15 protein-coding genes are annotated in these 14,674 nt (G+C 62.6%); 2 read left to right on the forward strand and 13 right to left on the reverse strand.

Going from position 1 to position 14,674, the window contains the following annotated elements; all coding sequences use genetic code 11:
- Positions 1–34: 34 nt before the first annotated feature.
- Together ACFO24_RS02740 and ACFO24_RS02745 are read left to right on the forward strand one after the other, a co-directional pair.
- Positions 35–1,666, forward strand: a complete 1,632-nt coding sequence (locus ACFO24_RS02740) for an NAD+ synthase (protein ID WP_377736669.1) — start codon at positions 35–37, stop codon at positions 1,664–1,666.
- A 49-nt stretch (positions 1,667–1,715) separates the two neighbouring features.
- A complete protein-coding gene (locus tag ACFO24_RS02745) occupies positions 1,716–2,054 on the forward strand; it encodes a P-II family nitrogen regulator (protein ID WP_377736670.1) in 339 nt (112 codons plus the stop codon).
- 175 nt (positions 2,055–2,229) lie between these two features.
- Here the strand turns inward: ACFO24_RS02745 and ACFO24_RS02750 are convergent, their stop codons facing one another.
- The 13 genes from ACFO24_RS02750 to ACFO24_RS02810 form a co-directional block, all read right to left on the reverse strand.
- Positions 2,230–2,688 (reverse strand): RNA-binding S4 domain-containing protein, encoded by a 459-nt coding sequence (locus ACFO24_RS02750; protein WP_377736671.1) that lies wholly within the window; start codon positions 2,686–2,688, stop codon positions 2,230–2,232.
- The gene (locus ACFO24_RS02755) at positions 2,679–3,701 is read right to left on the reverse strand and encodes a P1 family peptidase (protein WP_377736672.1); all 1,023 of its coding nucleotides are present in this window, start codon (positions 3,699–3,701) and stop codon (positions 2,679–2,681) included. Before ACFO24_RS02755 ends, ACFO24_RS02750 begins: the two co-directional genes overlap by 10 nt.
- Positions 3,702–3,767: 66 nt before the next feature.
- Positions 3,768–4,292, reverse strand: coding sequence for a DUF411 domain-containing protein (locus ACFO24_RS02760; RefSeq protein WP_377736674.1), 525 nt, complete (start codon positions 4,290–4,292; stop codon positions 3,768–3,770).
- 104 nt (positions 4,293–4,396) lie between these two features.
- A complete protein-coding gene (locus ACFO24_RS02765; protein ID WP_377736676.1) occupies positions 4,397–5,053 on the reverse strand; it encodes a YitT family protein in 657 nt (218 codons plus the stop codon).
- A 61-nt stretch (positions 5,054–5,114) separates the two neighbouring features.
- Complete coding sequence (locus ACFO24_RS02770; RefSeq protein WP_377736678.1) at positions 5,115–7,178, reverse strand: heavy metal translocating P-type ATPase; 2,064 nt, start codon at positions 7,176–7,178, stop codon at positions 5,115–5,117.
- Between the two features lie 59 nt (positions 7,179–7,237).
- Entirely contained in the window at positions 7,238–8,710 is a 1,473-nt protein-coding gene (locus tag ACFO24_RS02775; protein ID WP_377736680.1) for a cryptochrome/photolyase family protein, read from the reverse strand.
- Between the two features lie 29 nt (positions 8,711–8,739).
- Complete coding sequence (gene xth / locus ACFO24_RS02780; protein ID WP_377736681.1) at positions 8,740–9,519, reverse strand: exodeoxyribonuclease III; 780 nt, start codon at positions 9,517–9,519, stop codon at positions 8,740–8,742.
- A 103-nt stretch (positions 9,520–9,622) separates the two neighbouring features.
- A complete protein-coding gene (locus tag ACFO24_RS02785) occupies positions 9,623–11,392 on the reverse strand; it encodes a TRAP transporter large permease (RefSeq protein WP_377736683.1) in 1,770 nt (589 codons plus the stop codon).
- Between the two features lie 18 nt (positions 11,393–11,410).
- Entirely contained in the window at positions 11,411–12,022 is a 612-nt protein-coding gene (locus tag ACFO24_RS02790; protein WP_207575924.1) for a TRAP transporter small permease subunit, read from the reverse strand.
- Between the two features lie 253 nt (positions 12,023–12,275).
- Positions 12,276–12,644, reverse strand: coding sequence for a hypothetical protein (locus ACFO24_RS02795; protein ID WP_377736684.1), 369 nt, complete (start codon positions 12,642–12,644; stop codon positions 12,276–12,278).
- 50 nt (positions 12,645–12,694) lie between these two features.
- Complete coding sequence (locus ACFO24_RS02800; protein WP_377736685.1) at positions 12,695–13,522, reverse strand: alpha/beta hydrolase; 828 nt, start codon at positions 13,520–13,522, stop codon at positions 12,695–12,697.
- A gap of 34 nt (positions 13,523–13,556) precedes the next feature.
- The gene (locus tag ACFO24_RS02805) at positions 13,557–13,916 is read right to left on the reverse strand and encodes a PilZ domain-containing protein (protein ID WP_377736686.1); all 360 of its coding nucleotides are present in this window, start codon (positions 13,914–13,916) and stop codon (positions 13,557–13,559) included.
- 97 nt (positions 13,917–14,013) lie between these two features.
- Positions 14,014–14,529: a YqaA family protein gene (locus tag ACFO24_RS02810; protein WP_377736687.1), complete on the reverse strand. Its 516-nt coding sequence runs from the start codon at positions 14,527–14,529 to the stop codon at positions 14,014–14,016.
- Positions 14,530–14,674 lie beyond the last annotated feature (145 nt).

The raw sequence follows: 14,674 nt of genomic DNA on the forward strand, positions 1-14,674 counted from the left end.
AGGGGCAGCGGTGCACACAGCGGAGCAAACAGCCGTGCAAACGCAACTACGCGTACTGCAAAGCAATGGGGTGTTGGGCGATTGGGCGGCCAATGTGCAGCAATTAACCACGGCGGCCGAGCAAGCTCAGCGCGATGGCGTGGCCTGCCTGGTGCCCCCGGCCCTGGCCCTGTGTGGCAGCCCCGTGGCGGGCGACTATGTGCTGCGCCCCAGCTTTTTGGCAGCGGTGCAAACCGCCTTGCACCAGCTCATCAGCGCCAGCACCGCCTGGCCCGATGTGGCGCTGGTGCTGTCCTACCCCGCAGTGCAAGACGGCGTACTGGTGCATGCCGTCAGCGTGGTGCGCAATGGGGCGCAGATTGCCCACGGCGGCCAGCAGCATCTGCAGGGCGATGCCGCCTTGCTGCGCCATTGCCAGCCCATGGTGGCCGCGCCGTGCCAGTTCAGCATTGGCGCAACCCGGCTGGCCGTGCTGCTGGGCCAAGATGCTCTCACCCCGGCCTGCGCCCATGCGGCGGCGGCCTGCGCCCAGGTGATTGTGGCCTTGCCCCTGCAAGCCTTTCATGCTGGCCAACCCCAGGCGCTGGAGGCCGCGCTGGCCGCGCAAGCCCAGGCAGTGCAGCGGCCCATGGTCAGCAGCCAGTGGGCGGGCGGGTTTGACCACTGGGTGTTTGCCGGGGGCAGTGTGGCCAGCAATCGGCACGGGCACGTGGTGCAAAGACTAGAATATTTCGTAGCTGCTTGCGCTGATATAACAATAAAAAATGACGATTTGTCAGCCAATTCCTTATATCCAGTGCCGGAGCCACTCTGTATTTTGTGGCAAGCCCTGGTGCAGGCGGTGCGCGATTACGTGGAGAAAAACCGCTTTCCCGGCGTGTTGCTGGGCCTGTCCGGCGGCATTGATTCGGCCCTGGTGCTGGCCATTGCCGTCGATGCCCTGGGCCCGCAGCGCGTGCGCACGGTGATGATGCCCTCGCCCTACACGGCCGACATCAGCTGGAAAGATGCCCAAGCCATGGCCGATGGCCTGGGCGTGCGCCACGATGTGATTGAAATTACCCCCCAGGTGCAAGCGTTTGAAACCGCTTTGGCCCCGTTGTTTGCGGGCACCCAGATGGACACCACCGAAGAAAACCTGCAGGCCCGCTGCCGGGGCACGCTGCTGATGGCGCTGTCGAACAAATTTGGCCACGTGGTGCTGACCACCAGCAACAAAAGCGAGGTGGCCATGGGCTACGGCACCTTGTACGGCGATATGGCCGGCGGCTTTGCCGTGCTGTGCGATGTCTGGAAAACCGAGGTGTTTGCCCTGGCCCGCTGGCGCAATGCGCACGACCCGTTGCATACGGGGTTGGTGGCACCGATCCCCGAGCGCATCATCACCCGCCCGCCCAGCGCCGAGCTGCGCCCCGATCAAAAAGACGAAGACAGCCTGCCGCCCTACGAGGTGCTCGATGCCCTGCTGCGCCAGTACCTGGAGCACAACGCCAGCCCGGCCCAGCTGGAAGCGGCGGGCTATGCCCCCGAGGTGGTGGCAAAAACTTTGCGCCTGCTGCGCCTGAGTGAGTACAAACGCCGCCAAGGCCCCGGCGGGCCGCGCCTGTCGCCCACGGCGTTTGCCCGCGACTGGCAGATTCCGATGACGCATCGTTTTACCGGTTAGCCCTTTATTTTTCTGTGCTACTAGCTATTGTTATTTTTCTGGAGTTGTTATGAAAATGATCACCGCCATCATCAAGCCCTTCAAGCTCGAAGACGTGCGCGAGGCTTTGGCCGAGTGCGGCACCGTCGGCTTGACAGTGACCGAGGTCAAAGGCTTTGGCCGCCAAAAAGGCCACACCGAGCTGTACCGGGGCGCGGAATACGTGGTGGATTTTTTGCCCAAGGTGAAGGTCGAGGTGGTGGTGAACGATGCCGACGTGGATCGCTGCCTGGATGCCATCGTCAGCGCGGCACGCACCGGCAAAATTGGTGACGGCAAAATTTTTGTCACCCCGGTGGAGCGTGTGATCCGGGTGCGCACCGGAGAGCTGGACGAGGCAGCGATTTAAGAACGTGTGCACGATCTTAGAACGTGTTCACGATCTCCTCATGGGTGTGCGGGCGCGGCTTCGGGCGGTCTGCGTCGTTGCAAATCCTCGCAACCCATCCCCAACCGCATCCCCCACACCTTCATTCGAGATCATGAACACGTTCTAAGCGCTGCAGGCGGGCGGTGGCACGGGGCTATTCCTGCCAGTGCGCACTCCAGCGCTCGCCCCAATTGCCGCTGTTGCGGGCCGTGTCCAAATCGCGGCGTTGGCGTTTGGTGGGGCGGCCTTGGCGTTGTTGGCTGATGGCGGCGGCCGGTTCCGGGGCCAGGCGGCGCTGCACAGTCAGTTGCAGGCGCTGTTGCTGGCTTTCTTCGGTTTCGGCGTAGAGCAACTGGGCCACAGCGGCGGGCCCGCGCGTCCCCGAGATGCCCCGCACAACCACGGTTTTGGGCATATTGCCTTGGCGCAGGGCAATGGTGTCGCCCACGCGCACTTCGCGGGCGGCCTTGGCGGTGCTGCCATTGATGCTGACCCGGCCTTTGTGGATTTCTTCGGCCGCCAGGCTGCGGGTTTTAAAAAAGCGGGCCGCCCAGAGCCATTTGTCCAGGCGCACGCCGGTGCTGGGGGTGGAGTCGGGTTTTATTACAGACATGGTGGCATATCGGCCCAACTGGGGGCCGGGGTTTGGCCCGCCACGGGCAAGGCGCGGGCCAGCAGCACGGCGCGGGCGGTGGCAATGGCCACGACTTCGGCGGCCAGGGTGAAGAGGGTCATTAAATCCAGCGCTCTGGGGGCTTGGCCGGTGCCCAGGGCAAACAAGGTGTCGCCATCGCTCATGGTGTGCACGGGGTTGATGGCGCGGGCCAGGCCATCGTGGCCCACGGTGGCCAGGCGCTGGGCCTGGGCTTTGGTCAGTGCCATATCGGTGGCGACCACGCCAATGGTGGTGTTGCTACCGGCCAGCAAGGACTGGGGCGCATGGCCTTGCAGCAGGGCATCGCGGGCCCCCAAGAGCTGGCGGCCATCGCTGCTGCGGCAACCGGCCAGCAATTGCCCGCTGCGCGGGTGGTACACGTCGCCCACGGCATTGCAGGCAATCAAGGCCCCCACGGTGACCCCATGCACGGTGAAGCTGGCCGTGCCAATGCCGCCTTGCATGGCGCGGTCAAAACCAAAAATTTTGCCCACCAGCGCCCCGGCCCCTGCGCCCACGCTGCCTTCGGCCGGGCGCTCATGGCGGGTGGACTGGCTGGCCGCTTGGCAGGCGGCGTACCCGGCGGCGGCATCGGGGCGGATGCGCATATCGCCCACCGTCAGATCAAACAGCACGGCCGCCGGCACCAGGGGGAGGCGGCCTACGCCAATGTCCAACCCCGCGCCGTGCTCTTCCAGCCAGCGGGCGGTGCCACTGGCGGCATCCAGCCCCCAGGCGCTGCCCCCGGCCAGGGTGATGCCGTGGACGTGTTGCACCAAGTGGCTGGGGTGGAGCAAATCGGTCTCGCGCGTGCCGGGCGCTGCGCCGCGCACATCGACCCCGGCGGTGGCCCCCTGCGGGCACAGCACCACGCTGCAGCCGGTGGGGCGATCGGGGTGGGTGAAGTGGCCCACGTGCAGGCCCAGCACCTGGGCAAGGTGGCCGTTGTGGGCCAAAAGGTCGTCTGTCATAACATCAATAAAAAGAGCTGTTACCGCTTGCAGGATAAGCGAAAACAGCTCTTTTTATAGTAAAAATTAGCCGGTTTTGTGGCGGTAGCTGGTAAACACGCTGGTGTTCACCCCGCTGCCCAGCATTTTTTTGGTGACCAGTAGCACGTCGTAGGGGTCTTGGCGGCCGTTGTAGGCGGGGGTGTCCATGCCGGGGCTGCCGATGACCATGCCAGGCACGGTCAGGCCCAGGGCCTTGGGCTTTTGTGCCAGCAGCTTGCGCACATCGCTGGCGGGAACGTGGCCTTCAATCACATACCCCCCAATCAAGGCGGTGTGGCACGAGCCCAGCTCTGGCGGCAGTCCCAGCTTGGCGCGTACGGCGGTGTTGCCGGTGTCGTGGGCGGTGACGGCAAAGCCGTTGTCCTGCATGTGCGTGATCCAGTCGTGGCAGCAGCCGCAGGTGGGGTCTTTCCACAGCTCTACCGGGATGGGCTGGGCGGTGGGGGCTGCAGCCCAGCTGGCCCCGCTGGTGGCGGCTACGGTGGCCAGGGCGGTCAGGGCGGTCAGGTGCAAAAGGGCGCTGCGGCGCGAGGGGCGGTGCTGTGGCATAAAAAACCTCAAAAGAAAAGACCGGTGATAGAGGGGGGCTGGGGCCTTGAAAGTTCCCGCTGCTGCGCTGGGGCTGATACCCGGTACCCGGTATCCGGTACGGCCTACACCACCACGTAGCGCCCTGGGCGGTGGTTCATGGACAGCACCTGGTTGAGCACCACCCCGGCCAGAATCGACCACAGCGCCCGGTCAAGCTCCAGCAGGGCAAAGGCGCTGATCAGGATGAGGCCATCGAGCACCATTTGCACATGGCCCACGCGCCAGCCGTAGCGCTCTTGCAAATACAGGGCCGCAATGGCAATGCCGCCCAGGCTGCAGCGGTGGCGAAACATGATCAGCATGCCCACCCCCACCAAGGTGCCGCCCGCAATGGCGCTGTACGCCGGGTGGATGCTGTGCAGGGCCAGCCAATGCGGTTGCAGCTCGGTCATGAGCGACAGCAGCCCCACGGCGCAAAAAGTTTTGAGGGTGAAGGCCCAGCCCAGCTTGCGCACCGCCAGCCAGTAAAACGGCAAATTCAGCACAAACAACCACAGCCCCAAGTTGGTGTGGGTGCTGTAGTGCAGCACAAAGGCCAGCCCGGTAATGCCCCCGGTCAGCAGCCCCGCTTGTTTAAAAAACGCCACCCCCAAGGCCACCAACAAAACACCGGTGGCAATGGCAGCGCCATCTTCCGGCAAGGTGTGGGCAGGGGCTTCGGGGGCAGAGGTGAGGATGGCCGGGGGAGCGGGATCAGTGCGGGCAGAGGAGGGGGGCATGGTGTTTCAAGAAAAATCAGCGCGATTGTAGATTTGCGCTGATTTCCTGCGGCAAAGGGGTTTAAGCCTCCTGCCCTGTCCACCGGCGCAGCCGCAAGCCATTGGCCACCACCAGCAGGCTTACGCCCACATCGGCCAGAACGGCCAGCCACATGCTGGCGTGGCCGGTGAGGGCCAGGGCAAAGAACACAAGTTTGATGCCCAGGGCCAGGGCGATGTTTTGCCACAGCACATTGCGGGTGCGGCGCGACAGGTGCACGGTGTCGGGGAGGCGGCGCAGATCGTCGTGCATGAGGACGACATCGGCGGTCTCTATTGCCATGTCCGTGCTGTGGGCACCGCCCATGGCAAAGCCAACATCGGCCTGGGCCAGGGCCGGGGCATCGTTCATGCCGTCGCCCACCATGGCAGTGGGGCCGCTGGTTTGTAAATCGGCCAGCAGGCGCAGTTTGTCCTCGGGCAGCAGGCCGCCTTGGGCGTGCGCAATGCCCGCTTGGGTGGCCACGGCGTGGGCGGTGGCGGGGTGGTCACCGCTGAACAGGTGCACTTGCAGCCCCAGGGCGTGCAGTTGGGCGATAGCGGCGGGTGCTTCGGGGCGCAGGGTGTCGGCCACGGCAAACCAGGCCAGCACCTGCTGCGGCGTGGCCAGCAGGCTGATGCTGCGGCCCTGGGCGGCTTGGGCCTGCACGATGGCGGCAAGCGCCGGGGTGGCCAGGCCCTGCTCTTGGGCCCAGCGCAGATTGACCAGAAAGAGGGGGTGGCCATCGGCCCGCTGGGCCTGCACGCCGCGCCCCGGCAGGGCGGTAATGTGCTGCACCGTGGGCAGGCGGGCCTGGGCGATGCTGGCTTGCAACCCCTGGGCAATGGCTTGGGCGACGGGGTGCTCGGATTGGCTGGCGATGGCGTACGCGGTGCGTGCGCACTCTGCCGCATCAGCGATAGCGTTGGCTTGGGCAGCGTTGTCTGCGCAGCCCAGAACTTGCCAGTCTTGCAAGCTGGGGCGGCCCGTGGTGAGGGTGCCGGTTTTGTCCAGGGCGATGTGGCGCAGGCGGTGGGCCGTTTCCAGCACGCTGCCGCCTTTGAGCAGCAAGCCTTTGCGGGCGGCCGCCGTCAGGCTGCTGACGATGGTGATCGGTGTGGACAGCACCAGGGCGCAGGGGCAGGCAATGACCAGCAAGGCCAGCGCTTGGTAGAGGGCATCGGTCGCGCTCCAGCCTAGCAGCCAAGGGGCCAGCACGGCCAGGGCGATGGCCAGCACCAGCACGATGGGGGTGTAGATGCGGGCGAATTGATCCACAAAGCGCTGGGTGGGCGCTTTGCGGGCCTGGGCTTGTTCTACCGCCTGCACGATGCGGGTCAGCAGGCTGTCGTGGCTGGCCTTGTCCACGGTGATGAGCAGCAAGCCGTGCTGGTTGATGCTGCCCGCCCACACGGTATCGCCTGGGCCTTTGTCAGCGGGGGTGCTCTCGCCGGTGATGGGCGCTTGGTTGATGCTGCTAAAGCCCTCGGTGATGGTGCCATCCAACGGAATTTGCTCGCCCGGCAGCACGCGCACGATGGCGTGCAGCGGCACGGCCTCTAGCGCTGTGCTCGCGTAGCGGCCATCGGCCTGCTGCACTTGGGCGGTGCTGGGGGTGCTGGCCAGCAATTGCCCAAGGGCGTGGCGGGCGCGGTCCATGGCCTGGTCTTCCAGGCGCTCGGCGGCGACGTACAGCGCCATCACCATGGCCGCCTCGGGCCATTGCCCAATCAAAAAGGCCCCGGTAACGGCCACGGCCATCAGGGCGTGAATGCCTAGGTGCAGGTTTTTCAGATCGGTTAAGCCTTGGCGGTAAATGCCCAGGCCGGCCAAGGCAATGGCCACCACGGCCAGCGCCATGCCAAGGTAGTGCAGGGCGGGCCACTGGCTGTGCCCCCAGTGGGCGGCTTCGGCCCCCAAGGCCAAAATCAGCGCGGCGCTGATGCGCGGCCACGAGGGCAGATCGCCATGGCTATGCCCGTGGTCATGGTCATGGCCGTGCTCATCGTTGCCATGGCCATGCCCGTGGTCGCCACCGCCAGGGTGTGCCCGTGGGGTGGAGGGGCTGCAGCTAGTGCAGCAGCTGGGGCTTGATGGATGTTTCATTTATTAGTAAAAATCTCTAAAAACGTTGTATTTAAAGCGGTTAAAGCTCTTGTTTTTGATTATTCAGGGCTGGGCGATGGGCGCTGAAAGCGCAGCAGGGTGCGCGTGCGGGCCTGGGCGTGCTCGACGATGGGCTGGGGGTAATCCACCCCCAGGCGCAGCCCGCAGGCGGCCAGCTCGGCCGGTTTCATGGCGGCGGGAAAATGCAGGTGTTTGTCCGGTACGCGGGCCAGTTCGGGCAGGTAGCGGCGAATGAAGCGCCCCTGGGGATCGAATTTCTGCGATTGGAGGATGGGGTTGAAAATCCGAAAGTACGGCTGTGCATCGCACCCTGTCGAGGCGGCCCATTGCCAGCCGCCGTTGTTGGCGGCCAGGTCATAGTCGTTCAGGTGCTGGGCAAAAAAGCGCTCGCCCCGGCGCCAGTCAATCCCCAGGTGCTTGGTCAGAAAACTGGCCACCACCATGCGCAGGCGGTTGTGCATATAGCCCGTTTGCAGCAACTGCCGCATGGCCGCATCCACCAGGGGGTAGCCCGTGCGGGCTGCGCACCAGGCTTGCCACAGGTCGGGGGCCTCGTCCCATGGCACGTCGTCGTATTCGGGCTTGAAGGCGTGGGTGACCACCTGGGGGTGGTGGTACAAAATCATGAAATAAAAATCACGCCAGGCCAATTCAGCCAGCCAGGTTTGCGCCCCCTGGCAGCCGGTCGCTGCCTGCTGGGCCGCCAGTGCGGCCAGCTGGCGGATGGAAATGGTGCCAAAGCGCAGATGCACCGACAAATACGAGACTCCTTTGCGCCCCGGAAAATCGCGGGCCTCATGGTAAGCGTGCAGGCGCGGCAGAAAGTCTTGCAGCAGTTGCTGGGCCCCGCTCATGCCCGTTGGCAGTGCCAGGGTGGGCAGGTTGGTGGGCGTAAAGCCCAGTGCTTCTAGCGTGGGCAGGGGGGTGCTGGGGCTGGGCAGCGCCGCCAAATGCTGTGCATAGCGTTGCACGGGGTAGGGCGTGCATTGAAACGCATCAAGCTTTTGCAGCCAGGCGCGTTTGTAGGGGGTAAACACGCTGTAAGGTAGGCCTTGCTGGGTCAGCACCTCGTTTTTTTCGAGTAGCACCTGGTCTTTGTAATCGCTGAAGGCGATGCCTGCCGCGTGCAATGCCTGGGCGGCTTGCTGGTCCCGGGCGATGGCGGTCGGCTCATAGTCGCGGTTGGTCAGCACTTCTTGCACGCCCAGCTCTTGTGCCAGTTGCACGATGCACGGCACGGCCGGGCCGTGGCGCACGATCAGCCCGCCGCCGGGCACGCCATGGTCCCAGGCCAGCTGCTGCAAGCGCTGGTGCAGCTCCAGCACGCTGGCGTGGATGAACTCAACCCGCCGGTCGCAGCGCGTGGGCAGGGCATCCAGGATGTCGGTATCAAAGACAAAGGCGCAATACACCCGGGGAAAACGGCGCAGTGCGTGGTAGAGGGCGCTATGGTCATCGCAGCGCAGATCGCGGCGCAGCCAGACAAGCGCGGCAGGAGGGGCGGAGGGCATACGAAGAGGGCAGTGTATGGGGGCGTTTTTTAGGAGGCCAAGGTCAAAACCACCGGCGTGTGGTCGCTGGGCTGCTTGTTCTTGCGGGGTGCGCGGTCAATGTGGCAGGCGCTGGCCTGGGGCTTGAGCGCATCGCTGATCAGGATGTGGTCAATGCGCAGGCCCCGGTTTTTTTGGAAACCCAGCATGCGGTAATCCCACCAAGAAAAACTTTTTTCCGGCTGCTCAAACAGGCGAAAACTGTCGTGCAGCCCCAGGCCCAGCAGCTGCTGAAAATGGGCACGCTCTTCGGGCGTATGGTGAATGGTGCCGGCCAGGCCAATGGGGTCAAACGTATCGCGGTCGTCCGGGGCAACGTTGAAGTCCCCCATCAGCACCAAACGCGGGTAGTGCGCCAATTGGCTGCGCACCCATTCGGTCAGCGCGGCCAGCCAGCGCAGCTTGTAGGCAAACTTGTCTGTGCCCGGCGCTTGGCCATTCACAAAATAAGCATTGATCAAGCGCAGGGGCCCCTGCGCCGTGGCCAGGGTGGCGGTGATGACGCGGGCTTGTTCGTCGGGAAAATTGGGCAGGTTGCGCACCACTTCACTGATCGGCAGGCGCGAGACGATGGCCACGCCGTTGTAGGTCTTTTGCCCGTGGCTCACGCATTGGTAGCCCGCAGCCTCCAGCTCCAGGTGGGGGAATTTGTCGTCGGTGAGCTTGAGCTCTTGCAGGCCGAGGGCATCGACCGGGTTGGCCTCCAGCCACTCGAGCACCTGGGGCAGGCGCACGGTAAGGGAATTGATGTTCCAGGTGGACAGTTGCATAAGTTTCTCCTGCGGGCGATTGTGGCCCATGAAAAAGCCCCTGGGCCAAAGGCACCAGGGGCTGGGGGGATGGTTGCGCGTGTGCGCTTTTTCTTAGTTGGCCTTAATTGGCAGGGGCCGCCTCTAAAGCGTCTTGCATGGCTTTGAGCGGGTCATCCTCTGCAGGGGCGGCAGACTCGCTGGCGCTGTCTTCGGTCATGAAGGGGTTTTCAAAGTCCACCGCGCTGGGCATATTGGCCTCCATTTGCTCGCGGATGGCATCCAGGTCGTAGGTGACCTTTTCATCCAAACCGCTGGAGACGATGCCAGGGAAGGCAATCACCAGACCCACCATCATCAGCTGAATGCACAGGAAGGGGATCGAGCCCAGGTAGATCTGCGTAGTGGTCACCGGAGCAATGCGCTGGCGCGTGACCTTGTCGGTGTATTCCTTATCGGGTGCGACCGAGCGCAGGTAGAACAGGGCAAAACCAAACGGCGGGTGCATGAAGGACGTTTGCATGTTGATGGCCAGCAGCACGCCAAACCACACCAGGTCAATGCCCAGCTTGTCGGCCACCGGGGCCAGCAACGGCACGATGATGAAGGACAGCTCAAAGAAATCCAGGAAGAACGCCAGGAAGAAGACCATGATGTTCACCAGGATCAGAAAGCCCAACTGACCACCCGGCAGGTCGGACAGCAGGTGCTCCACCCACAGTGGGCCGTCCACACCCTGGAAGGTCAGGCTGAACATGGTGGCGCCAATCAGGATGAAGACCACAAAGCACGACAGCTTGGTGGTGCCCACCAGCGCCTGCTGCAGCAGCTTGTAGCTCAGGCGGCGGCGGCTGATGGCCAAGATGATGGCACCCATGGCACCCATGGCACCGCCTTCGGTGGGGGTGGCGATACCCAGGAAGATGGTGCCCAGCACCAAGAAGATCAGCAGCAGTGGCGGAATCAGCACAAAGGTGACCTTTTCTGCCACGGTGGACAGCAGGCCCATGCCAGTGATGCGGTTGATCGAGGCAGCGATAAAGGCCAGGGTGACGCCAAAGCACATCGAAAACACGATGGTTTCATCCTTGGCCACGTGTTCCACCACTTCACCGGTGATCCAGGTGTGGATGGCTTCCATGTTCTGCGCGGCAAACACGGACAGGCCCACGCAGATGATGGTCAGCACCAGCAGCGAAGGCAGGCCGGAGTTGCCGTTTTTGTCTTTCAGGTCACGCGCTTCGGGCGGCAGGGCGGGCACCATGCTGGGGCGGAAGATGGCGATGGCGAAGATCATCAGCATGTAAAAGCCCACCAGCATGAAGCCGGGGAGGAAAGCGCCTTTGTACAGGTCGCCTACGCTGCGGCCCAACTGGTCGGCCAAAATGATCAGCACCAGCGAGGGCGGAATGATCTGTGCCAGCGTGCCCGAGGCGGCAATCACCCCCGAGGCAATGCGCCGGTCGTAGCCGTAGCGCATCATGATGGGCAGCGAGATCAGGCCCATCGAGATCACCGAAGCGGCCACCACGCCGGTGGTCGCTGCCAGCATGGCACCGACCACGATCACGGCAATGGCCACACCGCCACGGATGGGGCCAAAAAGCTGGCCCACGGTGTCCAGCAAGTCCTCGGCCATGCCGCTTCTCTCCAATATCAACCCCATCAAGGTGAAGAATGGAATGGCTAGCAAGGTTTCGTTTTGCATCACGCCGTAAATGCGTAAGGGCAGCGCTTGCATCAGCGCTTCGGGCAGTACGCCCATTTCAATGCCGATGACGGCAAAAAACAGGCCGCAGGCCCCCAGGCTGAACGCCACGGGAAAGCCGATCAATAGAAAGCAGATCAGGCCCGCGAACATGATCGGGGCGAGGTTGTTGGCAATGAATTCCACGTAAATTCTCCTGGGCGCTTAGGCGTTTTGGGCTTTTTTGGCCGCAGCCAGTTCTTTGGCCTGGCGAATGGCCTCGGCCAATTCTTCTTCTGCTGACTTTTCCACCCGTTTGACCATGGGGTCGTCAATCAAGCCGCGCAGGAAGGCAATGCGCTTGATGAGTTCGGAGAAGCCTTGCAGCATCAGCAGGCCAAAGCCGAGGGGCATCATCAGGTACACCGGCCAGCGAATCAGGCCGCCCGCATTGCTGGAGACTTCACCGGAGTGAAAGCCCTGCAGAAAGAAGGGAATGCTGTACTTGAGCACGATCAAGCACACCGGTGTGAGAAAAAAGATAAAGCCGAAAACGTCAATCCAGGCGCGGGTGCGTTGCGACAGCTTGGCGTTGATAACGTCCACCTTGACGTGTTCTTTTTCCAGCAGTGCATAGCCCGCCGCCAGCAGGAACGAAGCGGCAAACAGATACCACTGCACTTCCAGAAAGGCGTTGGAGCTGGTGTGGAACACTTTGCGCACGACGGCGTTGATGCTGCTGACCAAGGTCGCAGCCAAGATGAGCCAGATGACGTAACGCCCGACAAAGGCGTTCAGACCGTCAATGGCCTTGGATAGTTTGAGCAGAGCCTGCATGGTGTCTCCAAAAATGGCGAAAAACGGGGAGACCAAGGGGATGGAGTGGTCTGTTGCCGTGGTCAGGCAATCCCGAAACAGCGCGGAATTTTAAGGAGGGAACACCAATGCACGCGGATGCAAACCCTTAGTTTTTCCTGTTTTTTTGGAAAAGCAAGGGTTTGTACCAGTGAAAACTTTCAACAAAAACTGATTTGTTGTTGAAATTTCAAAGACTAAATTAAAAAATTTTGTTAAAGAAGGTTTGCTATCGTTATTCGAGATGCAAGCCTTCTTTGAAGACGTTTGTCAAGGCTGGTGTGGTGCTGATGCTCAGGCCCAGACAGCAGCGTGTGCTGCCATCTTGGGGGCGCGTCGCTTGCAAAAACGGTGCGGCCCAGGTGATGGCAATCGGGGTGGTTTGCTCCCCCCTTTCGGCGGTGGCTTGCAGATCAAAATCCCAGCCAAAACCGGCATCCATGTCACCAGCAGGCCCTCCTTGTTGCTCGCACCATGCCAAGAGGGCTTGGGCTTCAGCCAGCAGCGCTTCCCAGCGCTCAGGGGGGACGCAGGCCAGGGCATCCCAGCAGGCGTGGCCCAGCTCATCTTCACTGAAATCAAAATCCAAATAGTGCAGTTGCATCACAAGTGAAGGTTATATCCAGGGAAATCGCCAAATTAATACCAAAAAAGTCAAAAGACTTGTGCATCCGTGATGCTGTCCAGGTTGAGCAAGCTGGCCTCGATGGCCGCTGCCGTGGTGATGGGGTGCTCCATGGGAAACAAGTGGCTGCCGTCCAGCACCATGATGCGCCCCCGCGTTACGCGCTGGGTCATTTCCATGCCCACTTGGCGCATTTCGCGTGACTGTCGCCCGCCAATGAAGGCCACCGGGCAGCGCAGTGGATGCTGGCGCAGCAGCGGGCTCAGGTTGTGCGGCAGGCTGTTGTAGATGGCCGTTTCCTCTTCGCGCGTAAACCACAGGGTCAGCTGGCCCTGTGCATCCTGGTGCAGGCCGTGGCGAATGTAGTCTTGCAGTATTTGTGGGTGCCAGCGGGCAAAACTGGGTTTGCGCTGAAAGTGCTCCAGCGCCTCTTGGGCGCTGCCCCAGCGGGTGCGGCGCTTGCGACTGACCTTGCCGGGAGAAAAAATATTCACCAACCGCGAGCGCTTGGCCGCTTGCACTGAAGTGGCCCGCCAGCCCCCCAGCAGCGGCGAATCCAGCAGCAATACGCCCCGGGCCAGTTCGGGGGTTTGGGCGGCCGTCATTAGACTGACAAATCCCCCCAATGAATGCCCCACAAAGTACGCTGGCTGCCCCCATTGCGCCACCAGCGGCTGGGCAAAGTCTTTGAGCTGCTGCACCAAGTGCGGCCAGTTGTCTGTCACTGGGTAGGCGGGGTCATGGCCAAAGCGTGGCAGCGCATGCACAGCAAAGCCGCGCGCACGCAGCTGGGCGAACAAGTAGTCGTAGGTTCCGGCTGGAAAGCTATTGGCGTGGGCAAAAATCAAAGGGCGCATAGATAAGAAAAACAAGAAAGCGGGCAAAGAAAAATCACAAGGCACACAGCTGGCTTAAATCCCGCTCCAGCAATGCAGGGTCGCCCAATTGCAGCTCCAGCAGGCGGCGCAGATGGGTGATGCTGTCCAGGTCAATGCTGCGGCAGCGCAGGCCGATGTAGGCCTCTTGCACATGGGCCACTTCACTGGCCATGGCAATGTGGCAGCCCTCCCCCAGGGTGATGATGAGCTGGCAGGGAGCCTCTTTGGGCCAGTGCAGCCCCGCACCGGCCTTGACCAAAGCCCCCTGCAGCGAAATATCCAAAAGGTGCACAGGATGGGCCTGCCCGGCGCATATCAGCTGGGCATGGGCATCAAAGTGCAGGCGTTGAAATTGGCGGCGCTCTTGGGACATGGGGGCTTGGCAGCAAAGAAAGGGGAGGGCAAATCTTAGCCGCAGACCTGCCGCCACGGCAGTAAATGCGGGGACAGTGCGGGGACTGGGGTGACCGCTAGCCCAGTGCCCACATCGCGGCACTGGTCATCAGCACATAGCGCAAGAATTTGCCGATTGCCATGTACCCGCAGCAAGCCCAAAACGGCAGGCGCAGCCACCCGGCCACGGCACACAAAGGGTCGCCCACAATCGGCAACCAACTGAGCAAGCAGGTTTTGGCCCCCCAGCGGACCAGCCACGCGTGGGCCAGTTGTTTGTGGCGGCTGCGTTGGGGGTGCATGGCAGCGGCTTTGGCGGCGGCTGCGGGGTGGGTGGCCTGCCAGGCCTGGTGGGCCTGGTGGGCCATGCGCCCCAGCCACCAACTGATCATGCCGCCCAGCGTATTGCCTGCGGTCGCCACCAAAATGGCAGGCCAAAATAAATCAGGCCGCAGCTGCAGCAGGCCAACGACCGCCGGCTCTGAGCCCATGGGCAACAAGGTGGCAGAAATCAAGGCGATGACAAACACCGTGCTCAAGCCAAATTCAGGCAGGGCCAGCCAGTGCAAAAGGGTGGGAATCCAAGCATCCATAAGGGCAGCAAGTGTAGGGGGGCAAGGCTGGGGAGAAGGCGTGCTGTGCGGACGAGTTTTTAACGGCAAGCGGCTGCCCAAAAAATGAGCAGCTACAATACGCCCCTTTCACGTTTTGACTGTGTTTACCTGCAACTGGTGTGGC

Source organism: Comamonas denitrificans (assembly GCF_042654745.1).
Lineage (GTDB): Bacteria > Pseudomonadota > Gammaproteobacteria > Burkholderiales > Burkholderiaceae_C > Comamonas > Comamonas denitrificans.